This is a genomic window from Streptomyces sp. NPDC085944 (assembly GCF_040686295.1).
In the GTDB taxonomy this organism is placed as follows: Bacteria; Actinomycetota; Actinomycetes; order Streptomycetales; family Streptomycetaceae; genus Streptomyces; species Streptomyces salinarius.
This window is the reverse complement of the sequence record NZ_JBFBJX010000003.1, coordinates 202,112-226,536: the sequence shown is the minus strand read 5'-3', so window position 1 is coordinate 226,536 and position 24,425 is coordinate 202,112. Positions and strand designations below refer to the sequence as shown.

The following is a 24,425-nucleotide window of genomic DNA, read 5'->3' as shown; positions in this document are numbered from 1 at the left end:
GCCGAGCCGCTCTGCGGCGGCTCAGCGCGGGACGGCGGCCGGCCGGGTGTAGTGGTCGGCGGCCAGGCGCGCCATCGCGCCGCCGGGGTCCTCGGCGACGTCCTTCGCCGAGAAGTAGACGTGCCCGCGGACCTCGGGGTACCGCGCGGCCAGCGTGAGGTGGCGGGAGAGTTCGGCCGGGTCCCGCCAGGCGGCGGGCTGGGCCGGATCCCCGGACTTGTACAGCGCCTCGCCCACGTACAGCTGGGTGCGGCTGTCCTTGACCACCCCGGCCCACCAGGGCAGCAGCTTCGCGTAGTCGGCGCCGTCCATGCCGATGTGCCAGTACAGCTGCGGCACGACGTAGTCGAGCCAGCCCTCGCGCACCCACTTGCGGGTGTCCGCGTACAGGTCGTCGTACGTCTGCACGCCCGCCCGGGTGTCCGAGCCGCGTCCGTCGGTGGCGGCGTTGCGCCACACGCCGAAGGGGCTGACGCCGAAGCGGGCGGCCGGGCGGATCCGCTTGACGCGGGCCGCCGTCTCGCGCACCAGACGGTCGATGTTGTCCCGCCGCCAGTCGGCCTTCGTGGCGAAGCCGGTGCCGAAAGTGCGGAAGGTCCCGCCGTCGGCGAAGCTCTGCCCGGCCACCGGATAGGGGTAGAAGTAGTCGTCGAAGTGGACCCCGTCCACCTCGTACCTCGCCACCGCGTCCATCATGGCGTCCTGCACGAAGGCCCGGACCTCGGGCAGCCCGGGGTTGTAGTAGAGCTGACCGCCGTACGGCACCACCCAGCCGGGATTCTTGCGGGCGGGGTGGGAGGAGACGAGGCGGGCGGGGTCGTCGTGGACGGCGACGCGGTACGGGTTGAACCAGGCGTGCAGCTGCAGGCCGCGGGCATGGGCCTCCTGCACCGCCGTGCCCAGCGGGTCCCAGCCGGGGTCGCGGCCCTGGCTGCCGGACAGGTACTGCGACCACGGCTCGAACGGCGAGGGCCACAGCGCGTCGGCCGCCGGCCGCACCTGGAACATCACGGTGTTGAGGCGGTGCCGTACCGCGTTGTCGAGGTGCGCGATCAGCTCCGCACGCTGCTCGGCGGCGCGCAGCCCCGCGCGCGTGGGCCAGTCGTGGTTGGCCACGGTGGCCAGCCACATCCCGCGCATCCCGGCGGCGGCGCTGCGCGAGGGCTCCGGCTTCGCCGGCGCCGAGGCCGCTGCCGACGACCCCGGCGCCAGGGTGAACGCCGACAACGCCGCCGCCGTGAAGGCACGGCGCGAGACACCGCCCATGGGACAACCTCCTGAACGCAGTGGATCCGCGCGGTCACGGATCGTGTACGGAGCCTCAGCATGCCCGACCCGGGAGACGGATCCGTGACCATTCGGGGGTAACGTGCTCGATCGGAGCAGGCGACGGGGACCCCGGCATGCCTGCTGCCAGCCGTGGAGTCAGCGAAAGGGACGATGTGACCGGCATCTCGGGAGATATCGCACGCGTCGGCGTGGTGGGCTGCGGTCAGATGGGGGCGGGCATCGCCGAGGTGTGCGCCCGCTCCGGTCTGGAGGTGGTGGTCGCCGAGACCACCGGCGAGGCTCTGGAGATCGGCCGCACGCGGCTGTACAACTCGCTGACCAAGGCGGCCGAGCGCGGCAAGATGACCGAGGAGGAGCGGGACGCGACGCAGGCGCGCCTCAGCTTCACCACCGACCTCGGCGAGTTCGCCGATCGCGATCTGGTGATCGAGGCCGTCGTCGAGAACGAGCAGGTCAAGACCGAGATCTTCCAGGTGCTCGATCAGGTCGTGACCCGGCCGGACGCGATCCTTGCCTCCAACACCTCCTCGATCCCGCTGGTGAAGCTGGCGGTCGCCACCTCGCGGCCCGACCACGTCATCGGCATCCACTTCTTCAACCCGGCACCGGTGCAGCAGCTCGTCGAGCTGATCCCGGCGCTCACCACCTCCGAGGGCACGCTCAGCCGGGCCCAGCTGTTCACCGAGAAGGTGCTGGGCAAGCACGCGATCCGCGCCCAGGACCGCTCGGGCTTCGTGGTCAACGCGCTGCTGATTCCGTACCTTCTCTCCGCGATCCGGATGTTCGAGTCGGGCATCGCCAGCCGCGAGGACATCGACAACGGCATGGAGATGGGCTGCGCCCACCCGATGGGTCCGCTGAAGCTGGCCGACCTGATCGGCCTGGACACGGTCGCCTCGGTGGCGTACTCGATGTACGAGGAGTACAAGGAGCCGCTGTACGCCGCTCCCCCGCTGCTCCAGCGCATGGTCGACGCGGGCCGCCTCGGCCGCAAGAGCGGCTCGGGCTTCTACGCCTACGGCTGATCTCGCCCGACCCTGAGATGGTGCAGGAGGAGTAACGCGGCCGCCATGGTGGCGGCCGGGACCTCCCCGCGGGCGACGAGGTCGGGGACGAGCTTGAGCGGCACCCATTCCCGGCGGTCCGACTCGAAGGCGTCCACCGGGGGTCCGGCGTACGTGCCCTCGTCGGTCCAGTAGATGTGGTGCCGGGCGTCGGTGAGGCCGTTGGAGGGCTCCACGCTCATCAGGTGGCGCAGTGGTCCGGGCCGCCAGCCGGTCTCCTCCTCCAGTTCCCTGGCCGCGGCCACCGCGAGGTCCTCGCCGTCCTCGACGACGCCGGCCGCGAGTTCCCAGCCCCAGCTGTCGGTGATGAAACGGTGCCGCCACAGCAGGAGGACCTCGTCCGCCTCGTTCACGACGGTGGCCGCGGCGACGGGGCGCATCCGTATCAGGAAGTGGTCGAGGTGCCGGCCGTCCGGGAGCGCGACATCGGCCAGATTCACCCTGAACCAGCGATTCGAGTACACATTTCGTTCGCTCTTTTTCGTCCACTGCACGGTTCTGCCACCTTTCTTTGATTAGGTGGCAATATCGCAGCAGCCGACGTGCCGACAGCAGGCGTACGACGGCCGCTCACGGCGCAGGGGCGGGCGCAGGGCCGGTGGTCACAGCGGGACGCGCAGCGCCCCGTCGATGAGTTCGGCGGCCTCGGCCGTGCCCGCGCACCCGCTGCTCACCAGGTGCTCGCGCACCGCGCGCAGTCGGTCGCGCAACCGCTGGGACTCCATGCCCCGGGCCTGTTCCGCCATCCGTACGGCAGTGGCCACCGCCTTGTCGGCATGCCCCTGACGCAGCTCGATCGTGCTGAGCATGGCGAGCCGGTGCACGCGTCCCCGGTCGTGCGCCGGGGTGTCGACGGCCGCCGCCGCGTGCTCTCCGGCCGCCGCGAGTTCGCCGAGGCTCAGCAGCGCCTCCGCCACCTGGACGTTGACCAGGCCGGGCTGGACGTAGCCGGTCTCGTCGGGCTCGTATCCGCGCCGGATGCGCTCGGCGGCCTGCTCGGCCCGGCGGATGCAGGACAGTGCGCTGCTGCCGTCGCCCAGGTGCGCGTACGCCTTCGCCTGCATCGCGTACAGGTCGGAGGCGAGCGCGGGGGTGATGTGCCGGCCCGCGGCGCGCAGCGCGGCCTCGGCGAAGGCGACGGCCTGCCGGTACTCCCGCATGAAGAGCGCCTGGTTGACCAGCAGCGCGATGACGTAGGCGCCGAGCCCCCGGTCTCCGCTGGCCTTGGCGAGCCGGAGGGCCTGGTGGAAGTAGCGCTGCGCGAGACCGTGCGCGTCCGAGTCGTACGCGCAGATCCCGGCGACGGCCACCAGTCCCCCGGTGACCCGGTGCAGCTGCCGTCCGGTGGCATCGGTGTAGCCGCCGCGAAGCAAAGGCGCGGCCTCGGAGTTGAGGAAGCCGACGATGCGGGCGCGGGTCGCGATGCCGCCGGCCTTGCGGTACATCTGCTCGTAGTGCGTGCGGGCGCAGCGCACCATCTCCAGGTCGGCCGCGGTGACCCGGTGCCGTCCGCCGCGGGAGACGTCCGTGTCCTCGGGCGGGTTCTCCCACTCCCACACCGGCAGCACGGCGGGCGTCCCGGTGAGGGCCGGGGCGCCGAGGATGTGCGGGCGCTGCTGCTGGTCGGAGCGCCACAGGGCGGTGGCGCGCTCCACGAACCCGGACAGCGAGCCGGTGTGCGGGACGGCGGGTTCGCCCGGCACGCCGAGGCCGATGTCGTCGAGGGTGACGGGGCGGTGCAGCCGGGAGGCGAGGACCTCGCAGATCAGGTCGGGCACCTGGCCGCGGGGCCGCTGACCCTTCAACCACCGTGCGACGGCGGTGTGTTCGTACCTCAGTACGAGCCCGCGCGCCCGCCCCGCCTGGTTGACGCGTGCGGCCAGTCCCGCGTGCGAGATCCCGGCTTCGTCGAGGATCGCGTCGAGCAGGGTGTTGGGCTGCATGGGTGGCCCCCCGGTGAATCGGTGCCGACAGCGTAGTGCGTCGGTCTTCGCACGGGGTGTGAACGGAGTGCGCGCATCCGCAGCGTGTGCGCGCTGTCGCGGAGAGTTCCGGGCCGGTTGACTGAAGGGCCTCGAAAGAGGCCGGCCGGGCCGCCGGCTCCCCCTCGTACAGTGCGGCGGTCCGTATCCACGCCGTCCGCCCGGCTGCCTGCCCGACACTCCGTGGCGGGGCGGACGGCGCGCTGGCTCCGCCGGGTGCGGAGACGATTGCGGTGCGTTGGCGGCTGCGGGAGCGTGGCGGTTGCTCGCGCGGTTCCCCGCGCCCCTTGTCGGCATGACCGCAACGCCTCACAGAGGGGCCGCGCCCCCGAAAGGCGACGTGGCGCTGACGTCCCTGAAGGGGCGCGGGGAACTGCGCGACCGGCCACCGACTGCCCGCAGCCGCCAACCGGCGGAAACCCCACGCCCCTTGGGCGAACCGTCAGCTCCGGAGCACCGCTCCCACCCGCTCGCCCGCGAGGGCGACCGCCGCGTCGCGGGCGGCCGACGCCTCGTCGACCGTCAGCGTCCGGTCCCCGGCGCGGAAGCGCAGCGCGTACGCGAGGGACTTGCGCCCCTCACCCAGCTGCTCCGGGTTGTCGTACACGTCGAACAGCCGGATGGACTCCAGCAGTTCACCCGCGCCCTCGCGCAGCGCGGCCTCGACCTCCGCCGCCGGCACGAACTCCTCGACGACCAGGGCGACATCCTGTGTCGCGACCGGGAAGGTCGAGATGCCCGGCGCCTGCGGGGTGTCCTCGCCGACCCGCTCCACCGCGTCGAGGTCCAGCTCCATCGCACAGGTCCGCGCGGGCAGTCCGAGCGCCTTGAGCACCCGCGGGTGCAGCTCGCCCGCATGCCCGATCACGCGCTCCTCGCCGTCCACGGTGACGAACAGCTCGGCGCAGCGGCCCGGGTGCCACGGCCCGTACTGGCCCTTGCGGACGCCCAGTTCGGCGCCGGCCTCGCGGGCGACGGTGCGGGCGGCCTCCACCGCGTCGGCCCAGTCGGCCGGGCGGCCCTTGCCCCACCAGCCGGCCTGCTCGCGGGCGCCGGCCAGGACCACGGCGACGTGCCGCGGCTGGTCGGGCAGCGCGGCGTCCAGCGCGGCGAGGTCGTCCGCGCTCGGGCGCCGGTCCACCGGCAGGTTCGCGGCGACACGCTGCTCGTCGCGCGGGTGGAAGACCAGGCCGGTCTCGAAGAGCGCCAGGTCGTGCGCGCCCCGGCCGTCGTTGCGGCGCAGCGCGCCCAGCAGGCCGGGCAGCAGCGAGGTCCGCAGCGCGGGCTCCTCGTCGCTGAGCGGGTTGACCAGCTTGACGACACGGCGGGCCGGGTCGTCGGCGTCCAGGCCGAGCTGGTCGAAGACCTGCTCGCCGACGAACGGGTAGTTCAGCGCCTCGACGTACCCGGCACCGGCCAGGGCACGCCCGACGCGGCGGTGCAGCCGCTGGCGGGCGGTCAGGCCGCGGCCCGCCGGGGGCCGGGGCAGCGTGGAGGGCAGGTTCTCGTAGCCCTCCAGGCGGATGACCTCTTCGGCCAGGTCGTTGATGTCGTCGAGGTCGGGCCGCCAGGACGGGACGGTGACGATCAGCTCGTCCTGTCCGTACACGTCGCAGCCGACCTCCTGGAGGCGGCGTACGACGGTCTCGCGGCCGTAGGTCACGCCCGCGACCTTGTCCGGGTGGTCGGCCGCCACGGTGATCGTGTGCGGCACGGGCGGGGCACTGATCTCGGTGACGCCGGACTCGGCGGTGCCGCCCGCGAGCAGCACAAGGAGGTCGACGGTGCGCTGCGCGGCAGCGGCGGCGGCCTGCGGGTCGACGCCGCGCTCGAAGCGGCGGGAGGCCTCGGAGGACAGCTTGTGCCGGCGGGCGGTGCGCGCGATGGACACCTGGTCGAAGTGGGCGGCCTCGATGACCACGTCACTCGTCGCGTTCTCGGTGTCGCCGTGGTCGGCGATCTCGGTGTTGGCGCCGCCCATGACCCCGGCCAGGCCGATCGGGCCCCGGTCGTCGGTGATGACCAGGTCCTCGGCGTGCAGCTTCCGCTCGGTGCCGTCGAGGGTGACGATCTTCTCGCCCTCCTGGGCCCGGCGCACGCCGATGGTGCCCTGGACCAGGGAGCGGTCGTAGGCGTGCAGGGGCTGGCCCAGCTCCATCATCACGTAGTTGGTGACGTCGACGGCGAGCGAGATCGGGCGCATGCCGACCTTCTGGAGCCGGCGCTGGAGCCAGATCGGGGAGCGCGCCTCGGCACTGAGGCCGGTCACGGTGCGGGCGGTGAAGCGGTCGCAGCCGGTGGGGTCGGCGATCTTCACCGGGTAGCCGTAGGCGTTGGGACCGGGCACGTCCAGCAGGGCCGGGTCGCGCAGCGGCAGGCCGTAGGCGATGGCGGCCTCGCGGGCGACACCGCGGATGGACAGGCAGTCGCCGCGGTTGGCGGTGACGGCGATGTCCAGCACCTCGTCGACCAGTTCCAGCAGCTCGATGGCGTCCTTGCCGACCTCGGTCTCCGGCGGCAGCACGATGATGCCGTGGGTGCCGTCGTCGCCCATGCCCAGCTCGTCGCTGGAGCAGATCATGCCGTGGGACATCTTGCCGTAGGTCTTGCGGGCGGAGATCGAGAAGCCGCCGGGCAGGGTGGCGCCGGGCAGGACCACGACGACCTTGTCGCCGACCGCGAAGTTGCGGGCGCCGCAGACGATCTCCTGCGGCTCACCGGTGCCGTTGGCCCGGCCGACGTCCACGGTGCAGAAGCGGATCGGCTTCTTGAAGCCCTCCAGCTCCTCGATGGTCAGCACCTGGCCGACGACGAGGGGACCCTTGAGGTCGGCGCCCAGGTGCTCGACGGTCTCGACCTCGAGGCCGGCCGAAATCAGCTTGGCCTGCACGTCGCGGCCGGTCTCGGTGGCCGGCAGGTCGACGTACTCCCGCAGCCAGGAAAGCGGGACCCGCATCAGATCTCCATCCCGAACGGCCGGGTGAAACGGACGTCACCCTCGACCATGTCTCGCATGTCCTCGACGTTGTGGCGGAACATCAGCATCCGCTCGATGCCGAACCCGAAGGCGAAGCCGCTGTACTTCTCCGGGTCGATGCCGCAGGCGGTGAGCACCCGCGGGTTGACCATGCCGCAGCCGCCCAGCTCGATCCAGCCCTCGCTGGAGCAGGTGCGGCAGGGCCGGTCGGGGTTGCCGACGGACGCGCCCTTGCAGACGTAGCAGAGCATGTCCATCTCGGCGGACGGCTCGGTGAAGGGGAAGAAGTTCGGCCGCAGCCGGGTCTTCATCTCCGCGCCGAACAGCGACTGGACCATGTGGTCCAGCGTGCCCTTGAGGTCCGCCATGGTCAGGCCCTCGTCGACGGCGAGCAGCTCGACCTGGTGGAAGACGGGGGTGTGCGTGGCGTCCAGCTCGTCGGTGCGGTACACGCGGCCGGGGCAGATCACGTAGACCGGCAGCTCGCGGGAGAGCGCGGAGCGGATCTGGACGGGCGAGGTGTGGGTGCGCAGCACGACGCCGGACTCGGAGCCGCCGTCCGGGCCCTGGACGAAGAAGGTGTCGGCCTCGCCGCGGGCCGGGTGGTCCGGGCCGATGTTGAGCGCGTCGAAGTTGAACCACTCGGTCTCCGCCTCGGGGCCCTCGGCGACCTCGTAGCCCATGGCCACGAAGATGTCCTCGATGCGCTCGGAGAGCGTGGTGAGCGGGTGGCGGGCGCCGGCCGGTACGCGGTCGTAGGGCAGCGTGACGTCCACGGCCTCCTCGACCAGGACGCGCGCGTCGCGCTCGGCCTCCAGCTCGGCCTGGCGGGCCGCGAGCGCCTTGTTCACGACGCCGCGGGCCATGCCGACGCGCTTGCCGGCCTCGGCCTTGGCCTGCGGGGGCAGGGCGCCGATCTCGCGGTTGGCCAGCGACAGCGGGGAGGTGCCGCCGGTGTGGGCGACCTTGGCCTCCTGGAGCGCGTCGAGGGAGTCCGCGGCGGCGAAGGCGGCGAGCGCCTCGTCCCGCATGCGCTCGATCTCTTCCGGTTTCAACGCCTCGACCTCGACAGGGTCGTACGACTTATTCGGTGCCGACATCTCTTCCCGTGCTTCCGATTGGCTGGCTGGGACGCCCCGTCTACGGTCCTCAGACGGCGCGGAGACGCTTCGTCTGCGGATCTGGACGCAAAGGTGCCAAAGACCGAGTCTAACGGGGTGGTGGAACGCTGATGACGCCCGTGGGGGCCGTCGGCCTTCTCAGCTGCTTGTCAGCCGAGGTACGCCGGTGCCGCCACGGGCAACGTAAATCGGAACTCGGCGCCGCCGCCGGGGGCGCGGCCGACCGTGATGGTGCCGCCGTGGGCCTCGACGATGCCCTTGACGATGTACAGCCCGAGGCCGGTGCCGCCGCGCTTGCTGCCCCGCCAGAAGCGGGTGAAGACGCGGTTCATGGATTCCTCCGGGATGCCCGCCCCCTCGTCGCTCACCGTGACCGACGTGCCGGTGCCCTCCCCTTCACGGGGTGACGCCGTGGGCGTGATGTCAATGGTGACGGTTCCCTCGCCGTGCCGCACGGCATTTTCCAGCAGGTTGCTGAGCACCTGGTCGATTTTGTCGGGGTCGGCCCACAGGTCGGGCAGCGGCTGTGCGAGGCGGAGCAGGAACCGGTCGGCCTCCTGGCCGGCGGCGACGTACGCCTGGATGTGCCGGCCGACGGCGGCGCCGATGTCGACGGGCTGGCGGCGCACCTCGAGCCGGCCGGAGTCGATGCGGGAGATGTCGAGCAGTTCGGCGATGAGCCGGGTGACCCGGTCGGCGTCGGCGTCGACGGTCTCCAGCATCAGCCGCTTCTGGTCGTCGGTGAACCTCTCCCACTTGGCCAGCAGCGTGGCCGTGAAGCCCTTGACGGAGGTGAGCGGGGAGCGCAGTTCGTGGGCGACGGTGGCGATCAGCTCGGCGTGGCTGCGCTCGGTGCGGCGGCGGGCCTCGGTGTCGCGCAGGGTGACGACGACGCGGTGGACGCGGCCGAGGGGTTCGGTGCGCACGTAGCGGGCGGTGACCAGGACTTCCCGGCCGCCGGGGAGCAGCAGGTTGCGCTCGGGCTGGCGGACGCGGATGGCGAGGCCGCCGTAGGGGTCGGTGAGCTGCCACCAGCGCCGCCCCTCCAGGTCCTCCAGCGGCAGCGCGCTCTCCAGGGGCTGTCCGAGGGCCGCGGCGGCGGGGGTGGCGGTGATGCGGACGGCGGCCGCGTTGAAGCAGATCACCCGCCCGTTCTCGTCCGCGACGACCAGCCCGTCGGGCAGCTGGTCCGGGTCGACGCCGAGGCCGGCGGGAGCGGCGAGATCGCCGGGAGCACGGGGCGCGGGCGGACGCGGCGCGCCCCCTGCTCCCGGTGCGCTGCTCGTGCCGACGCTCATCCCCGTACCCCACCTCTCAACCGCGCAGGGGCCCTGAGCTGGTCACCCTACTAGCTCTTGGTGACGGAGCGGCACCCTCCGGCGGCGCGCTGTGCCCGCGCCGACGCGTAGAGACATACGGCGGCGGCGGTCGCGAGGTTCAGACTCTCCGCCTTTCCGTGGATCGGGACGCGCAGCACGGCGTCGGTGAGGGCGCGGGTCTCCTCCGGAAGCCCCCAGGCCTCGTTGCCGAACACCCAGGCGGTGGGCCCGCCCATGGTGCCGGCGTCCAGCTCGGTGTCGAGGTCGTCCTCGCCCGCACCGTCGGCGGCCAGCACCCGGACCCCGGCGTCCCTGAGCCCGACGACGGCCCGCTCGACGGGGACGCCGACGGCGACCGGCAGGTGGAACAGGGAGCCGACGGAGGCGCGTACGGCCTTGGGGTTGTACAGGTCGACGGAGGCGTCGGTGAGCACGACCGCCTCCGCGCCGGCGGCGTCGGCGCAGCGCAGCACGGTCCCGGCGTTGCCGGGGTCCCGGACGTGCGCGAGGACGGCGACGAGCTTGGGCCGCGCGGCGAGGATCTCCTCGAACGGCGTGTCGAGGAACCGGCAGATCCCGACCAGCCCCTGCGGGGTGACGGTGGTGGAGATGTCCTGGATCACCGCGTCGTCGGCGAGATGCACCCGCGCGCCCACCTCACGCGCGGCCCCGACGATGTCGGCGTACCGCTCGGCGGCCTCGACGGTGGCGAACAGCTCGACCAGCGTCTCCCCGTACCCGGCGGCTTCCCGCACGGCCTGCGGCCCCTCGGCCAGGAACAGCCGCTCCTTCCCCCGGACGTTCCGCTTCCCAAGCCGCCGCGCGGCAGCGACACGGGGGGAACGGGGGGAGATCAGCTCGGGGGCGGCTGGGCGCACTCTTCTCACCTTCACATATGCATCGACGCGGACTGGGGCGCCCCTTCAGGGGCGCGGGGAACTGCGCGACCAGCCACGACGGCTCCGCAGCCGAACGACGGGCCAAGGCGGTGGGCAACCGAAGGGACCCGCAGGCTCCAGCCTGCGGGTCCCTTCAACTACGGCTGAAGCCAGCGCAGCGTCACGCCGCCTTCGGCGCGTTCACGTCGCTCGGCAGCGCCTTCTGCGCGACCTCGACGAGCGCGGCGAACGCGTTCGGGTCGTTGACGGCCAGCTCGGCGAGGATCTTGCGGTCGACCTCGACGTTGGCGGCCTTCAGGCCCTGGATGAAGCGGTTGTACGTGATGCCGTTGGCGCGGGCAGCGGCGTTGATGCGCTGGATCCACAGCTGGCGGAAGTCACCCTTGCGCTTCTTGCGGTCGTTGTAGTTGTAGACCAGCGAGTGGGTGACCTGCTCCTTGGCCTTGCGGTACAGGCGCGAACGCTGACCGCGGTAGCCGGAGGCCTGCTCGAGGATCGCCCGGCGCTTCTTGTGGGCGTTGACTGCCCGCTTGACGCGTGCCACTTGTTAACTCCTTGTAGCGGGGCCGCGGTGATCCTCACGCGGCCCGGTGTCGATTGGGTCCCGGTCCTGCCGTACGGCGCTCAGTGGCGCCCGTACGTCACTTGCCGAGAAGCTTCTTGATCTTCGCGGCGTCGCCCGGGGCCATCTCGGCGTTGCCGGTGAGGCGACGCGTCACGCGGGACGACTTGTGCTCGAGCAGGTGGCGCTTGCCGGCGCGCTCACGCAGCACCTTGCCGGAGCCGGTGATCTTGAAGCGCTTGCTGGCACCGCTGTGCGACTTGTTCTTCGGCATAGCGCCGTTCTCTCCTCGTCGGTGGCGCTCCGGTGCCCGGTCGTGAAACCGGGCACGGGGTGGAGCGTCGCTCTTGTATCGGTTGGTGTCCTGGGGACTGACGGTCCCCCGGGGTCACGCTTCGGCGGGCGCCTCGGCCGGGGCCTCGGCTTCCGCGTCGTCGGCCTCCGCGGCGTTCTGCGACTTGCCGGGGTTCGCCTTCGCGTCCGCCTTGCGCGCTTCCTGCGCCTGGCGGGCCTCGGCCATCGCCTCGGTCTTCTTCTTGTGCGGACCGAGGACCATGATCATGTTTCGGCCGTCCTGCTTCGGGTTCGACTCCACGAAGCCGAGGTCCTGGACGTCCTCCGCGAGACGCTGCAGCAGTCGGTAGCCGAGCTCCGGCCGGGACTGCTCGCGACCACGGAACATGATCGTGATCTTGACCTTGTCGCCCTGCTTGAGGAACCGGACGACGTGACCCTTCTTGGTGTCATAGTCGTGCGGGTCGATCTTCGGCCGGAGCTTCATCTCCTTGATGACCGTGTGCGCCTGGTTCTTGCGCGCCTCACGGGCCTTCATGGCCGACTCGTACTTGAACTTCCCGTAGTCCATGAGCTTGCACACGGGCGGACGGGCGTTCGCCGCGACCTCGACGAGGTCGAGGTCGTACTCCTGCGCAAGCTCCAGGGCCTTGGCAAGCGGGACAATCCCGACCTGCTCGCCGCTGGGACCGACAAGTCGCACCTCGGGAACGCGAATCCGGTCGTTGATGCGGGGCTCGGCGCTGATGGATCCTCCTCGGTAGCACCACGCGACGGTCTGGCGGACAGCCGCGTAACGTCTGTGTTCGATAGACCTAACCGCGCCGGCGCACAAAAAATGCCCCGGACGATCACAGGCGGGGCTCCTCGAACTGCTACCGGAGCACCGCCGCGATGACCGCGGGGCGCGATTTCGGGCTGGTCACCGCCGCTGGGACGGGACCGCCTGACCGGTGACCCGCCGTCCGGAGGACGGCCAGGTGGGAGTTCGAAGCCTCCACTTGTGGGCCGGATCCGCTGCCGTGGGCGTACGTGTCCGACCGGTCGTTACACAAGGTTAGCAGCTCGGGAGAGCGTGCGCTAACCCGGTGTCTCCCCGCCCTCCTGCTGTCAAGGGGGCCGGGCCGGGGCCCTATCGTGTGCGGCATGAGTGAGACCCCTCCCGAATCCTCGGCGAACCCCGACTTCGACGCCATGACCCGCGACATCGCCGAGGTCCCGGCGGTCGAGGTGATCGTGACGGTCGCCGTCAACCTGATGAGCGCCGCCGCCGTGAAGCTGGGCCTGACCGAGGAGGGCGAGGACCACAAGGACCTGGACGAGGCCCGCAAGCTGGTGCACGCGCTGGCCGGTCTGCTGGACGCGACCGCGACCGAGATCAGCTCGTTCCACGCGGCCCCGCTGCGCGACGGCCTGAAGTCGCTCCAGCTGGCCTTCCGCGAGGCCTCCCTCGTCCCCGACGAGCCGGGCCAGGGCCCGGGCGAGAAGTACACGGGCGCGGTCTACGGCTGACCGCCGCCCCGCCGGATCCGGAAGCTACCCCCGCACGTACAAGGGCTCGCCCGGCGGCGTCGCCCCGGCCGGCAGCAGTGCCAGGTCGAGGCCGCGCACCAGGCGGGCCCTCAGCGTGTCGTCGGCGGCCAGCCGTTCGGCGACGGCGCGGGCGGCCTGCGCCGGGTCGGCCGCCGGGTCCAGGACCAGCGCCAGGGTGCCGTCGGCCCGTCCCGGCCCGAGGTGGGCGCGGAGCACGGCGGGCTCGTCGGCGAGGGCGGCGCGCACGGCCCCGGCGACGGCGGGGTCGGCGAGCGGATCGGTCGTCGTACGCCCCTCGGCCAGCGCCAGCAGCACCTGCCCGGTCAGCTCGAACGCCACCGGGCCGGCCAGGTCCAGTACGACGGTGTCCGCCTTCTCGTGCGCGGCGGCCTCCAGTGCCTGGTGCACGGGTACGGCGACGGGGCGGGCGGCGGGGTCCCAGCGGGCGAGCGACGCGGTGGACGTGAACGCGGGGAGTGCGGTGCGGTCGCCCGCCTTCAGGGTCGGGACGGCCATGTCACTGGTCTTCTCCCGGCGCAGCCCGTTCTCGTCCTCCTCCACCTCGCCGAGTACGGCGACGACGGGTACCAGCAGCCGGGCGCCCTTGAGCGCCTCCAGGACCGGCGCCACGGCGGTGCGATCCTCGGCCCAGGCGGCGAGCGCTGCGCTCAGCCGGGGGTCGGCGGTGCCGTCGTCGTCGGAGAAGGCGGAGTCGGGGATGTTCTTGTTCGCCACGGTTCCCGACCTTATCGGGGTGCGGGTACGGCGCTTGTCACCGGCCTCTCAGGGATCTCCGACGTATCTCTGACCCGGTTTTCACCTCAGCCCCACGCCCCGCACAGCAACCGCCTGAACGAGCGCCGCCATGGCACCCTCCAGAACCCGGCGGGCCCGGCGGCGGCCCTCCCGGACGCGGCTCGCCCTGATCGCGTTCGCCGTCGTCGGCGCCACGGCCGGCGGCGCGGTGTACTGGCAGGGCCACGCACGGCCGGGCGCGGTCGGCGCCGTATCGTCGTCGGCTTCGGCACCCTCGGGCGGGGAGGAAGCGGTGGAGACGGTCGAGCCGGTCGAGACGGCCGAGCCGCAGGTGGACGGTGACGCGCGGCTGGCCGCGGCCATGGCGTCGGTGCCGGTTGCGGACGGCGCCGAGGTGTCGGTGGCGGTGCTGGACCCGGCCTCCGGCGAGAGCGCCTCGTACGGCGCGGGCTCCTATGACACGGCGAGCATCGTGAAGGTCGACATCCTGGCGGCGTTGCTGCTCCAGGCCCAGGACGCGGGACGTTCACCGACGGCCGCGGAGAGATCGTACGCCGCCGCGATGATCGAGAACAGCGACAACGAGTCGGCGTCGGCGCTGTGGCGGGCGATCGGGACGGCCGACGGACTGGACGCCGCGAACGCGCGCTTCGGCCTGACGGGGACGGAGGGCGGCGAGGGCCCGCTGTGGGGGCTGACGCAGACCACGGCGGCCGACCAGGTCGCGCTGTTGCGGCAGGTGTTCGTCGCCGACGGCTCGGAGCTGACCGCGGCCTCACGGGCTTACGTACGGGAGCTGATGGAGCGGATCGCCGACGGTCAGCGGTGGGGCGTGTCGGCGGCGGCCGACGGGGCCGGCGGAACGGGCGGTTCCGGGTGGGCGCTGAAGAACGGCTGGCTGCGCCGCAGCACCACCGGGCTGTGGGTGGTCAACAGCATCGGACGGGTCGAGTCCGGTGGCCACGGCTACCTGGTGGCGGTGGTGTCGCGGGGCAGCGGCACGCAGGCCGAGGGGATCGCACTGACCGAGGCGGCGGCGCGGGCGGCGGTGGGCGTGTTCACGGACGAGGGCTCCGGGGACCGCTAGTGGCTGCTCAGGGGTGAGGTGCACACCCCCGGCGGCTCCGGGTGATACCCCTGGTGACTGTTCCGGGTGATCAGAGGTCGTCGGGGTGTTCGCGGCGGCCTCGCCACAGGACCACGGCCGCGACCACCAGGACGCCGCCCGCGCCGCCGGCCAGCGGGGCGGCCCAGGCCGAGGTGTCGTCGCCGGAGTCGGGGGCGTCGGGTCCCGGGCCGAAGTACTCGTCGCCGTACGCCGCCGCCCTGAGCCCCTCGGGTTTCAGCCGTCCGGCGGCCTCCATGGCGGCGACCGGGTCGACGAAGCCGAAGCCGCGGGAGTCGTCGCGGCCCTCGGCCGGGGCATTGCGGGCGGTGTCCTCCAGGAGGGCCTTGACCTGGGCCGGGGTGAGATCGGGGTGGGCCGCCTTCACCAGGGCGGCCGCCCCGGAGACGAAGGCGGAGGCGGCGCTGGTGCCCCAGCCCTCGTAGTAGCGGTGGTCCGGGTCGGCGATGATCACGTCGACGCCGGGGGCGCTGACCGTGGCGTACCAGCGGCGGGTGGAGAAGGAGGCGCGGGTGCCGTAGCGGTCGACGGCGGTCGCGGCGATCACGCCCGGGTAGGCGGCCGGGTAGGAGACGTGGTCGCCCAGCTCGCCGCCGTTGCCGGCCGAGGCGACGACGACCACGCCCTTTTTCAGGGCGTACTGGATGGCCTCGTCCTCGGCGGGCTCGGGGTGGGCGGAGGCGGAGTCGTCGCCGAGGGAGAGGTTGATGATGTCGGCGCCGTGGTCGGCGGCCCAGCGGATGCCCTCGGCCAGGGCGTTGCCGCGGGTCTTGCGGGCCTTGGCGCGGGATGGGTCGCCGTCCTCCAGGATCACGCGCACGGGCAGGATCTTGGCGTCGGGGGCGATGCCCATGACGCCCTCGCCGTTGCCGGGGCCGTGGCCGTGACCGGCGATGATCCCGGCCATGGCGGTGCCGTGCCGGGCCCAGGAGCGGTCGCCCTCGCTCGCGCCGAAGCCGACCAGGTCCTTGCCGGTGAGGACGTTGCCGGCCAGGTCCGGATGGTCGGCCTCGACGCCGGTGTCCAGGACGGCGACGGTGATGCCCGCGCCCTTGGTGGTGCGCCACGCCTCCTGGGTGTGCAGGGCGTCCAGGGCCCACTGCTGGGCGCGGATGCCGTCGGCGTGCGCGGCGGACGCCGGGACGAGGGCGAGGGCGACGGCGAGGAGGAGGCTCAGGGCCCCGCTCCCGCGGCGGATGTCTGCGGGGGTCACGACGGGTGCTCCGTGGGGGCGCCGACGTTCTTGCGCAGGGCGCGTTCGACGCGGTCGGCGAGGCCCTGCGCCTCGTGGCCGAGGCCGGCCTGGGCGGGGGCCGACGTGGCGCCCGACTCGATGGCCTCCTCGGCCGGTTCGGGTTCGTCGACGGTGCGGTCGTCGGCCCAGCCGGAGACGGCGTAGACGACGACGGGGGCGTCGGTGAGCACGGAAACGGTCCACGAGGCCCGCTGCGGGGCGCCGAAGCCCTCGGCGACGGTGTCCTTCGCCGCGTACGGCAGGGGCATGAGGTCGGTCCGGCGGCCGAGGCCGTCCTTCTCGAAACGGCCCGCCAGCGAGGTCATGGCGGCGGCGTCGGCCTTGGTGAAGAGCAGGCCGACGGTGGTGACGTAGCTCTGGGTGGCGTCGGTGTAGGTGGCGCGCAGCAGGCGGGAGCAGCCGACCGGGTCGAGCGCCTTGGCGAGGAGCCGGTCGAAGGCGCCGGCGCAGTCGCCGTCCGGGGCCACGGCGACCCGCGTCCAGGTGCGGTCGGCTCCACCGGGGCCCGCGCCCTTGCCCTGGACGGTGGGCGGGAACAGCTGGTCGACGGGCACGCTGTGCCACAGCTCCCCGGCCTCGGCGTACGCGCCGCGCGCGCCGTCGTCACCGGAGTCCCCGGCGAGCCAGCTGCCGGTGACGGCTCCGGTGAGCAGTCCCACGCCGAGCACGAGGCAGACGGCGGCGGCGAGGGCCTGCGGCTTCGGGCGGCCGCCGAGCGGACGGGGCCGGGCCAGTCCGTCGTACCCCTCGGGCTCGCCGAAGGAGATCCGGGGGCGTGCGTCGTTCGGGAACGCCGGAGCGCTCGGGGTGCTCCAGGAAAGGGCGGGGTCGGGGGTGGTCGGGGCGGCCGGTCGGGGGACGGGGCGCGGTGTCCGGGCCGCCGGTTCCGCTGTCGGGTCCTCCGCCGGGTCCGCCGGGATCGGGCGCAGGCGGGTGGTCGTCTCGGTCGGTGTCTCGGCGGGGCCACCCGGGCGGTGGCGCGGCGTCCGCGGTACCCCGCCGCCCTGCGGTCCGGCACGGCCGACGGTCGGCGCGGTGTCGGGGAAGCGGGCGGAGGCTCGGGGTGGCGCGGGGTCACCGGACCGGGTGCCACCGGACCGGGCGTCACCGAGCCGGGCGTCACCGAGCCGGAAGCGCGGGTGGCGGGTCCGGGCGTCGGAGCCCTCGGAGTTGCCGGGGGCCCCGTCCCGTCCCGCGTCCGAGGCGACACACCCGTCCGCACGCTGCGCCGGGGTGGCGGAGGAGGACGCTCCACCGCGCCCCCTCGACTCGCCCTGCGCGACCTCGGGCCCGCCGCCGGGCTCCGCCGGGCGCGACGGGACGCGGGTGTCCGCACGCGGCGGTGCGTGCGGACCGGTCGGGTCCGCCGGACGAGCGCGGGCACCGCTCCCCGCTCCGGGGTCCGTATCCGCCCGGGAATCCGTGCGGGGCAACGTCCCGGGACGGGGGTGGAACTCGGGAGACGAGTCAGAGCGCGACGGCATCCCCGCACGCGGCGGGGTGAGGCGGGGGGAGGTCCCGGGACGCGACGGCATCCCCGTACTCGGCGGCGTGCTGGGGCGGTGCGGCGTCTCCACACGCGGCGGGGTGGCGGGGCGAGGCGAGGGCTCCGGGGCTGGCGGCGCGGCAGGGCCGACCGACGTCTCCGCACGCGGCGGAGAGACAGGGCCGGCCAGCGTCTCCGCACGCGGCGAGGTGGCGGGGCGAGGCGAGGGCTCCGGGGCTGGCGGCGCGGCAGGGCCGACCGACGTCTCCGCACGCGGCGGAGAGACAGGGCCGACCGGCGTCTCCACACGCGGCGGGGTGGCGGGGCGAGGCGGGGGCTCCGCACGCGGCGAGGTGGCGGGGCGAGGCGGGGGCTCCGGGGCTGGCGGCGTCCGAGGGTGGGGTGGCGTCCCGGGAGGCGGCGGGGAGGCGGGGCCGGCCGGTGTCTCGGTGTGCGGCGGCGCGGCAGGGCGGGGTGGGGTCCCGGGCTGCGGGGGGAGGGAGGCGCGGCGCGCTTCCGTGCTCATGCACCCCCCGTTTCCTCGGGCCCGGGCCGTTTCTCCGGCGCGGGCCGGTGATGTGGTCTCCTGCCCCGGCCCGGCGCGGACCGATCCGTCCCGGGCACGCATACCCGCACGGGAGGGCCGCCATCCCGGCACGGGCTCCGGGGCCCTGCCGCCGGGGTCGGGCCCGCCGTGCGTGCGCGTCACTCTACGGCGTGACCCGGCCGGAGGGGGAACCAGTCCACGCGCCCGTGGCATTGGCCCGGATCGTCCCCCTACCCTGCGGTAATCCTGTCTGGCAGGCTGCCGTCATGACCGCACGCGCCGCAGACCGGGCCCGTTACGACCGGGCCACCGCCCATCTGGACGCCCCCGTGGCGATCGTGGACCTGGAGGCCTTCGACGCCAACGCGGACGACCTGGTCCGCCGCGCCGGCGGCAAGCCGATCCGGGTCGCGAGCAAGTCCGTACGCTGCCGGGCGCTGCTGGAACGGGCTCTGGCCAGGGACGGTTTCGCGGGCGTCATGTCGTTCACGCTGGCCGAGTCCCTGTGGCTGGCGCGCTCCGGTTTCGAGGACGTCCTGCTCGCGTATCCGTCGGCGGACCGCGCCGGGTACGCCGAGCTGACCGCCGACCCGAAGCTCGCCTCCGCCGTGACCGTGATGGTCGACGACCCGGCGCAGCTGGATCTCGTCGACGCGGCGCGCGAGGGCGGCGGCGGCCGGGAAGTCGTGCGGGTGTGTCTGGAGTTGGACACCTCGCTGCGGTTGTTCGGGGGCCGGGTGCGGGTCGGGGCCCGGCGCTCGCCGCTGCACTCCCCCGCCGAGGTCGCCGACCTGGCCCGCGCCGTGGCCCGTCGGCCGGGATTCGAGGTCGTCGGCATCATGGCGTACGAGGGTCATGTGGCCGGTGTCGGGGACGCGGTGGCGGGTCATCCGTTCCGGTCGCGTGCGGTGCGGCTGATGCAGGCCGCCGCCCGCCGCGAACTCGCCGAGCGCCGGGCCGCGGTGGTGCGGGCGGTCCGGGCCGTGGTGCCCGGCCTGGAATTCGTCAACGGCGGCGGCACGGGCAGTGTGCAGCACACCGCCGCGGAGGACGCGGTCACGGAGATCGCCGCCGGGTCCGGCCTGTACGTGCCGCGGTTGTTCGACAACTACACGTCGTTCCGCGGCCGTCCCGCGGCCCTGTTCGCGCAGCCCGTCGTACGGCGGCCCGGCGTCGGAGCCGTGACCGTGCTCGGCGGCGGATATCCGGCCTCCGGCGCCCCCGGCGCCGACCGGCTGCCGGTGCCGTATCTGCCCGAGGGGCTGCGCTACGACCCCCAGGAGGGCGCCGGCGAGGTGCAGACGCCGCTGCTGGGCTCGCCCGCCGACGACCTGCTCATCGGCGACAAGGTGTGGTTCCGGCACGCCAAGGCCGGGGAGCCGTGCGAGCGGTTCGACGCGCTGCACCTGGTGGAGGGGGACGCGGTGACGGCGACGGTGCCGACGTACCGGGGCGAGGGGCACACCTTCCTCTAGCTCGGCGGGCTCCTCGCGGCGGGGTCAGTCCGTCGGGCCGAGGCCGCTGCCGACGCCGCCGCCGGTGTCCGCGTCGCCGACGGGCCGGATGCCCTTGGTGATCTCGTCCATGACGGCCAGGGGCGGCCCGTCCTCGCCGGCGTCGAAGACGTAGCGGACGAGGATCGGGGACTCGGTGCCGACGGTGGAGGGGAACACCATCGACTGCACGTAACCGCCGGGCCCCTCGGCCGTCGTCACCCGCCAGCGCACGTAGTACCCGGCGCGTCCGGCGACCGCGACGGGGCCGGACGCCACCTCCTCGTGGGACTCGATGCCGCCGAAGGGCTTGTTGCCGATCAGGTCGCGGTCGTAGGCGTCGTCGGCCGCGTCCTCGATGTCCTGCCGGGCCAGGACCTTCGGGGAGGACTCGGCGTTGGCCGTGACGGTGCGGGAGACGACGAGACCGTGCCGGCAGACGCTGCCGTCGGCGGGGCAGTCGTAGGTGCCGTCGGTGGTCATCATGACGTCGTCCTCGGCGACGTACTTGGGCCGGACCCAGCCGTCCGGCAGCGGAAAGGTCACGCCGTTGAGCTGGTCCTCGACCACGGCCGGGTCGTCGGCGGCGGTCGGTGAGGGAGAGGGCGGTGAGGGGGAGGGCGGGTCGTTGACCGGCGAGGAGTCGGTGGCGGTGGCCGTGGCCGGCGAGGTCCGCGTCCGCGGGGTGCCGCCGTCGTCCTCTCCCAGCACGAACACGCCGGTGACGATCGACGCGACCAGGACGGCCGCGGCGCCGGTCACCGCGACGGCCTTCCCGCGTCCGCCGGTGCCCGCCCCCGCTCCGCCGCCGCCCGTTCCGGCGCCGGCGGACCGCGGTACGGTCGCCGCCTGGCCGGGCTGTGCCGGGCCGTGCTGCACCTGGCCGTACTGCGCCTGGTGATGCCTGGACGCGGGCTGCTGCTCCGGCCCCGGGGCCCCGCCCGACGCCGGCCCGTACCCGACGGGTTCCGGGGTGCGGCGGTGCTCCGTCCAGGCCGTGCCGTCCCACCAGCGCTCCAGGTGCGGGGCCGACGGGTCGCGGTACCAGCCGGGCGGTGGCGTCATGCTCATCCCGGCACTGTAGGACGCCGTGCGCGGGGATCTACAGCGGTGTGACGTACGCCCCGGAGATGCCACCGTCGACCAGGAAGTCGGTGGCGTTGACGAAGGAGGAGTCGTCGCTGGCCAGGAAGGCGACGGCGGCGGCGATCTCCTCGGCCTCGGCGAACCGGCCGAGGGGGATGTGCACGAGGCGGCGCGCGGCCCGCTCCGGGTCCTTGGCGAACAGCTCTTGGAGCAGCGGGGTGTTGACCGGCCCCGGGCACAGGGCGTTGACGCGGATGCCCTCCCGTGCGAACTGCACGCCCAGTTCCCGGGACATGGCGAGGACACCGCCCTTGGATGCGGTGTACGAGATCTGCGAGGTGGCCGCGCCCATCCGGGCCACGAAGGACGCCGTGTTGATGACGGAGCCCCGGCCCTGGCGCCGCATGTGGGGAATGGCGGCCTTGCAGCACAGGTAGACGGAGGTGAGGTTGACCTCCTGGACGCGCTTCCACGCCTCCAGGCCGGTCTCCAGGATGGAGTCGTCGTCGGGCGGCGAGATGCCGGCGTTGTTGAACGCGACGTCGACGCTGCCGTAGGTGTCGTACGCCGCCGCGAACAGCGCCTCGACCTGCTCGGCGTCGGTGACGTCGGCCTTGACGAAGATGCCGCCGGTGTCCTCGGCCGCGGCCCTGCCCCGGGTCTCGTCCACGTCGCCGCAGACGACGTGGGCGCCCTCGGAGGCCAGCCGGCGGGCGGAGGCGAGGCCGATGCCGCTGCCGGCTCCGGTGACGACGGCGGTACGGCCGACGAGCCGGCGGCAGACGATGTCTTCGCTCACTGTGCGGAGTCCTCCGTGCTCGACGAGGTGGTGCTGATGAAGACGTTCTTGGTCTCGGTGAACGCGGTCAGCGCGTCCGGCCCCAGCTCGCGGCCGAGGCCGGACTGCTTGAACCCGCCGAAGGGCGTCCAGTAGCGGACGCTCGCGTGGGAGTTGACGGACAGGTTCCCGGCGCGCACCGCGCCCGACACGCGCAGGGCGCGGCCGACGTCCCGGGTCCACAGCGAGCCGGACAGGCCGTAGTCGGTGGCGTTGGCCAGGAGGATCGCGTCGGCCTCGTCCTCGAAGGGCAGGACGACGGCGACGGGCCCGAAGACCTCCTCGACGGCCACGCGCGCGTGCACGTCGACGCCGGTGAGGACGGTCGGCGGGAACCAGAAGCCGGGGCCGCCCTCGGGTGCCTTGCCGCGGATGCCGTCGGCGTCGTCGGGGACGTAGGAGCGGACGCGCTCCAGCTGGGCGCGGGAGATCAGCGGGCCCATCCCGGTGGTCTCGTCGGCCGGGTCGCCGACGCGGACGGCCTCGATCGCGGGGGCGAGCAGGGCGAGGAAGCGGTCGTACACGGACCGCTGGACGAGGATGCGGGTGCGGGCGCAGCAGTCCTGGCCGCTGTTGTCGAGGAAGGACATGGGCGTGGCGGCCGCGGCGGCCTCGATGTCGGCGTCGGCGAAGACGATGTTGGGGCTCTTGCCGCCGAGTTCGAGGGTGACGGGTTTGAGGAGGGCGGCGCCCTTGGCCGCCACCCGTCGGCCCACGGCGGTGGACCCGGTGAAGACGATCTTGGCGACGCCCGGGTGCTCGACGAGCGCGTTCCCCGCGACCGGACCGTGCCCGGGCAGCACCTGGAACAGGCCCTCGGGCAGGCCTGCCGCCAGGGCGAGTTCGGCCAGGCGCAGCGCGGTGAGCGGGGTCGTCTCGGCGGGCTTGAGCAGGACGGCGTTGCCCGCCGCGAGCGCGGGTGCCGTGGCCCAGGCCGCGATCGGCAGCGGGAAGTTCCAGGGGGCGATGACGCCGACGACGCCGAGCGGTTCGAGGAGCGTGACGTCCAGGCCGCCGGCGACCGGGATCTGGCGGCCGGTGAGCCGCTCCACTCCCCCGGCGGCGTAGTCGAGCAGGTCGCGGACGTTGCCGGCCTCCCAGCGGGCGTTGCCGATCAGGTGCCCCGCCTCGCGGACCTCCAGGCGGGCCAGCTCCTCCAGGTGCTCGTCGACGGTGGCGGCGAAGCGGCGCAGCAGCCGGCCCCGGTCGCCCGGGGCGAGGGCGGCCCAGGCGGTCTGGGCCCGGGCGGCGCGGGTGACGGCGGCGTCCACGTCGGCCGCGGAGGCGGCGGGGACGGTGGCGACGACTTCTTCGGTGGCGGGGTTGAGTACCCGCAGCTCGTCGGGGAGTTCCTCTGACAACTCGGACAACCGGTACCTCACATGCGTTCGAAGGAGCGGCGCAGTTCCCAGTCGGTGACGGCGGCGTCGAACGCGTCCAGTTCGACGCGCGCCATGTTGCGGTAGTGGGCGACGACCTCGTCCCCGAAGGCGGCCTTGGCGAGGGTGCTGTTCTCCCAGAGTTCGGCGGCCTCGCGCAGGGTGGTGGGGACGTGTGCGAAGTCGGCGGCGTAGGCGTTGCCGGGGCAGGGCTCGGGCAGTTCCAGCCGCTGTTCGATGCCGTGCAGTCCCGCGGCGACCAGGCCGGCCACCGCGAGGTACGGGTTGACGTCGCCGCCGGGGAGGCGGTTCTCGAAGCGCAGCGAGCGGCCGTGGCCGACGACGCGCAGGGCGCAGGTGCGGTTGTCGTGGCCCCAGGCGACGGCGGTCGGGGCGAAGGAGCCGGGCTGGAAGCGCTTGTAGGAGTTGACGTGCGGGGCGTAGAGCAGGGAGAACTCGCGCAGCGCCACCAGTTGCCCGGCGAGGAAGTGCCGCATGACGTCGGACATCCCGGACCCGTCGGTCATCGCGTTGCGACCGTCGGCGTCGGCGAGCGAGAGGTGGATGTGGCAGGAGTTGCCCTCGCGCTCGTTGTACTTGGCCATGAAGGTGAGGGACATGCCCTCCTGGGCGGCGATCTCCTTGGCGCCGGTCTTGTAGACGGCGTGCTGGTCGCAGGTGACCAGGGCCTCGTCGTAGCGGAAGGCGATCTCGTGCTGGCCGGGGTTGCACTCGCCCTTGGCGGACTCGACGGTGAGGCCGGCGCCGGCCATCTCGTTGCGGATGCGGCGCAGCAGGGGTTCGACGCGGCCGGTGCCGAGGACGGAGTAGTCGACGTTGTACTGGTTGGCCGGGGTGAGGCCGCGGTAGTTCGCGTCCCAGGCGTGTTCGTAGGTGTCCCGGAAGACGATGAACTCCAACTCGGTGCCGACCTGGGCGGTGTATCCGTGTTCCGCGAGCCGTTCCAGCTGGCGGCGCAGGATCTGGCGGGGCGCGGCGAGCACCGGGGAGCCGTCCGCCCAGGCGAGGTCGGCGACGACCATCGCGGTGCCCTCGTTCCAGGGCAGCTTGCGCAGGGTGGCCGGGTCGGCGTGCATGGCGAAGTCGCCGTAGCCGCGGTCCCAGGAGGACATGGCGTAGCCGTCGACGGTGTTCATGTCGGCGTCGACGGCGAGGAGGTAGTTGCAGCCCTCGGTGCCGTGGGCCAGGACCTCGTCGAGGAAGAAGCGGGCGGCGAACCGCTTGCCCTGGAGGCGGCCCTGCATGTCGGGGAAGGCCAGCACGACGGTGTCGATGTCACCGGCGGCGACGAGGGCGTGCAGTTCCTCGACCCCGAGCGGGGGTGTGCGGTCTGCCACGGGGAGAGCCTCCTTCTGGCCGGGAGCCATAAGGTATTGCCGGGAACCTTTGGTTGGGAA

The 24,425-nt window shown here is 73.4% G+C and carries 21 protein-coding genes; 4 read left to right on the top strand and 17 right to left on the bottom strand.

All coding sequences use genetic code 11. From position 1 onward, the window contains the following. Positions 1 to 21: 21 nt before the first annotated feature. A complete protein-coding gene (locus tag AB0P07_RS07345; RefSeq protein WP_365546369.1) occupies positions 22 to 1,266 on the bottom strand; it encodes a family 10 glycosylhydrolase in 1,245 nt (414 codons plus the stop codon). Between the two features lie 137 nt (positions 1,267 to 1,403). Between AB0P07_RS07345 and AB0P07_RS07340 the strand changes: the two genes are divergently transcribed. Then, a complete protein-coding gene (locus tag AB0P07_RS07340; RefSeq protein WP_365546367.1) occupies positions 1,404 to 2,315 on the top strand; it encodes a 3-hydroxybutyryl-CoA dehydrogenase in 912 nt (303 codons plus the stop codon). On the opposite strand, the gene AB0P07_RS07335 is transcribed toward AB0P07_RS07340, so the two are convergent. From AB0P07_RS07335 to infC, 9 genes are all read right to left on the bottom strand, one after another. Then, on the bottom strand, positions 2,306 to 2,848 hold the full coding sequence (locus tag AB0P07_RS07335) for an NUDIX hydrolase (protein ID WP_365546364.1): 543 nt from the start codon (positions 2,846 to 2,848) through the stop codon (positions 2,306 to 2,308). The genes AB0P07_RS07340 and AB0P07_RS07335 overlap by 10 nt on opposite strands. Positions 2,849 to 2,956: 108 nt before the next feature. Continuing rightward, positions 2,957 to 4,297: a transcriptional regulator gene (locus AB0P07_RS07330; RefSeq protein ID WP_365546362.1), complete on the bottom strand. Its 1,341-nt coding sequence runs from the start codon at positions 4,295 to 4,297 to the stop codon at positions 2,957 to 2,959. A 481-nt stretch (positions 4,298 to 4,778) separates the two neighbouring features. Next, the gene (gene pheT, locus AB0P07_RS07325) at positions 4,779 to 7,292 is read right to left on the bottom strand and encodes a phenylalanine--tRNA ligase subunit beta (protein ID WP_365546359.1); all 2,514 of its coding nucleotides are present in this window, start codon (positions 7,290 to 7,292) and stop codon (positions 4,779 to 4,781) included. After that, positions 7,292 to 8,413: a phenylalanine--tRNA ligase subunit alpha gene (pheS, locus tag AB0P07_RS07320; protein ID WP_365546357.1), complete on the bottom strand. Its 1,122-nt coding sequence runs from the start codon at positions 8,411 to 8,413 to the stop codon at positions 7,292 to 7,294. Before pheS ends, pheT begins: the two co-directional genes overlap by 1 nt. Before the next feature lie 170 nt (positions 8,414 to 8,583). Further along, positions 8,584 to 9,732, bottom strand: a complete 1,149-nt coding sequence (locus AB0P07_RS07315) for an ATP-binding protein (protein ID WP_365546354.1) — start codon at positions 9,730 to 9,732, stop codon at positions 8,584 to 8,586. A 50-nt stretch (positions 9,733 to 9,782) separates the two neighbouring features. Further along, complete coding sequence (locus AB0P07_RS07310) at positions 9,783 to 10,631, bottom strand: RNA methyltransferase (protein WP_365546351.1); 849 nt, start codon at positions 10,629 to 10,631, stop codon at positions 9,783 to 9,785. 181 nt (positions 10,632 to 10,812) lie between these two features. Next, positions 10,813 to 11,196, bottom strand: coding sequence for a 50S ribosomal protein L20 (gene rplT, locus AB0P07_RS07305; protein WP_003977226.1), 384 nt, complete (start codon positions 11,194 to 11,196; stop codon positions 10,813 to 10,815). Positions 11,197 to 11,293: 97 nt separating this feature from the next. Further along, entirely contained in the window at positions 11,294 to 11,488 is a 195-nt protein-coding gene (rpmI, locus tag AB0P07_RS07300; RefSeq protein WP_003977225.1) for a 50S ribosomal protein L35, read from the bottom strand. Between the two features lie 114 nt (positions 11,489 to 11,602). Next, positions 11,603 to 12,256, bottom strand: coding sequence for a translation initiation factor IF-3 (infC, locus tag AB0P07_RS07295; RefSeq protein ID WP_356866163.1), 654 nt, complete (start codon positions 12,254 to 12,256; stop codon positions 11,603 to 11,605). Positions 12,257 to 12,654: 398 nt separating this feature from the next. On the opposite strand from infC, the gene AB0P07_RS07290 reads away from it, so the two are divergent. Next, a complete protein-coding gene (locus AB0P07_RS07290) occupies positions 12,655 to 13,020 on the top strand; it encodes a DUF1844 domain-containing protein (protein ID WP_061445672.1) in 366 nt (121 codons plus the stop codon). Between the two features lie 24 nt (positions 13,021 to 13,044). Here AB0P07_RS07290 and AB0P07_RS07285 read toward each other — a convergent pair whose 3' ends face one another. Beyond that, positions 13,045 to 13,776: an SseB family protein gene (locus tag AB0P07_RS07285; protein ID WP_365546347.1), complete on the bottom strand. Its 732-nt coding sequence runs from the start codon at positions 13,774 to 13,776 to the stop codon at positions 13,045 to 13,047. A 130-nt stretch (positions 13,777 to 13,906) separates the two neighbouring features. Here AB0P07_RS07285 and AB0P07_RS07280 point away from each other — a divergent pair, with 130 nt between their 5' ends. Next, entirely contained in the window at positions 13,907 to 14,884 is a 978-nt protein-coding gene (locus AB0P07_RS07280; protein WP_365546344.1) for a serine hydrolase, read from the top strand. A 70-nt stretch (positions 14,885 to 14,954) separates the two neighbouring features. Here the strand turns inward: AB0P07_RS07280 and mycP are convergent, their stop codons facing one another. Together mycP and AB0P07_RS07270 are read right to left on the bottom strand one after the other, a co-directional pair. Then, the gene (gene mycP / locus AB0P07_RS07275; protein ID WP_365546341.1) at positions 14,955 to 16,136 is read right to left on the bottom strand and encodes a type VII secretion-associated serine protease mycosin; all 1,182 of its coding nucleotides are present in this window, start codon (positions 16,134 to 16,136) and stop codon (positions 14,955 to 14,957) included. Further along, positions 16,133 to 17,611 (bottom strand): hypothetical protein, encoded by a 1,479-nt coding sequence (locus tag AB0P07_RS07270; protein ID WP_365546338.1) that lies wholly within the window; start codon positions 17,609 to 17,611, stop codon positions 16,133 to 16,135. The genes mycP and AB0P07_RS07270 overlap by 4 nt, the downstream gene beginning before the upstream one ends. A gap of 866 nt (positions 17,612 to 18,477) precedes the next feature. Here AB0P07_RS07270 and AB0P07_RS07265 point away from each other — a divergent pair. Then, positions 18,478 to 19,686 (top strand): amino acid deaminase/aldolase, encoded by a 1,209-nt coding sequence (locus AB0P07_RS07265; RefSeq protein ID WP_365546335.1) that lies wholly within the window; start codon positions 18,478 to 18,480, stop codon positions 19,684 to 19,686. 24 nt (positions 19,687 to 19,710) lie between these two features. On the opposite strand, the gene AB0P07_RS07260 is transcribed toward AB0P07_RS07265, so the two are convergent. Genes AB0P07_RS07260 through glnA4 form a run of 4 tightly spaced genes read right to left on the bottom strand, consistent with a single transcriptional unit; the run spans position 19,711 to position 24,365 of the window. Further along, a complete protein-coding gene (locus AB0P07_RS07260) occupies positions 19,711 to 20,769 on the bottom strand; it encodes a DUF2510 domain-containing protein (RefSeq protein ID WP_365547064.1) in 1,059 nt (352 codons plus the stop codon). A 37-nt stretch (positions 20,770 to 20,806) separates the two neighbouring features. Then, complete coding sequence (locus AB0P07_RS07255; protein ID WP_365546332.1) at positions 20,807 to 21,589, bottom strand: 3-oxoacyl-ACP reductase; 783 nt, start codon at positions 21,587 to 21,589, stop codon at positions 20,807 to 20,809. Further along, a complete protein-coding gene (locus tag AB0P07_RS07250) occupies positions 21,586 to 22,989 on the bottom strand; it encodes an aldehyde dehydrogenase family protein (protein ID WP_365547061.1) in 1,404 nt (467 codons plus the stop codon). Before AB0P07_RS07250 ends, AB0P07_RS07255 begins: the two co-directional genes overlap by 4 nt. Positions 22,990 to 23,006: 17 nt before the next feature. Next, a complete protein-coding gene (gene glnA4 / locus AB0P07_RS07245; RefSeq protein WP_365546329.1) occupies positions 23,007 to 24,365 on the bottom strand; it encodes a gamma-glutamylethanolamide synthetase GlnA4 in 1,359 nt (452 codons plus the stop codon). Between the last annotated feature and the right edge of the window lie 60 nt (positions 24,366 to 24,425).

Excerpts from the sequence above, each read along its gene's own strand:
- rpmI (WP_003977225.1), bottom strand. The coding sequence starts at position 11,488 with ATGCCGAAGAACAAGTCGCACAGCGGTGCCAGCAAGCGCTTCAAGATC.
- AB0P07_RS07280 (WP_365546344.1), top strand. The coding sequence starts at position 13,907 with ATGGCACCCTCCAGAACCCGGCGGGCCCGGCGGCGGCCCTCCCGGACG.
- pheT (WP_365546359.1), bottom strand. The coding sequence starts at position 7,292 with ATGCGGGTCCCGCTTTCCTGGCTGCGGGAGTACGTCGACCTGCCGGCC.
- AB0P07_RS07290 (WP_061445672.1), top strand. The coding sequence starts at position 12,655 with ATGAGTGAGACCCCTCCCGAATCCTCGGCGAACCCCGACTTCGACGCC.
- AB0P07_RS07315 (WP_365546354.1), bottom strand. The coding sequence starts at position 9,732 with ATGAGCGTCGGCACGAGCAGCGCACCGGGAGCAGGGGGCGCGCCGCGT.
- AB0P07_RS07260 (WP_365547064.1), bottom strand. The coding sequence starts at position 20,769 with ATGACGCCACCGCCCGGCTGGTACCGCGACCCGTCGGCCCCGCACCTG.
- pheS (WP_365546357.1), bottom strand. The coding sequence starts at position 8,413 with ATGTCGGCACCGAATAAGTCGTACGACCCTGTCGAGGTCGAGGCGTTG.
- AB0P07_RS07340 (WP_365546367.1), top strand. The coding sequence starts at position 1,404 with ATGCCTGCTGCCAGCCGTGGAGTCAGCGAAAGGGACGATGTGACCGGC.
- AB0P07_RS07330 (WP_365546362.1), bottom strand. The coding sequence starts at position 4,297 with ATGCAGCCCAACACCCTGCTCGACGCGATCCTCGACGAAGCCGGGATC.
- AB0P07_RS07345 (WP_365546369.1), bottom strand. The coding sequence starts at position 1,266 with ATGGGCGGTGTCTCGCGCCGTGCCTTCACGGCGGCGGCGTTGTCGGCG.
- AB0P07_RS07265 (WP_365546335.1), top strand. The coding sequence starts at position 18,478 with ATGACCGCACGCGCCGCAGACCGGGCCCGTTACGACCGGGCCACCGCC.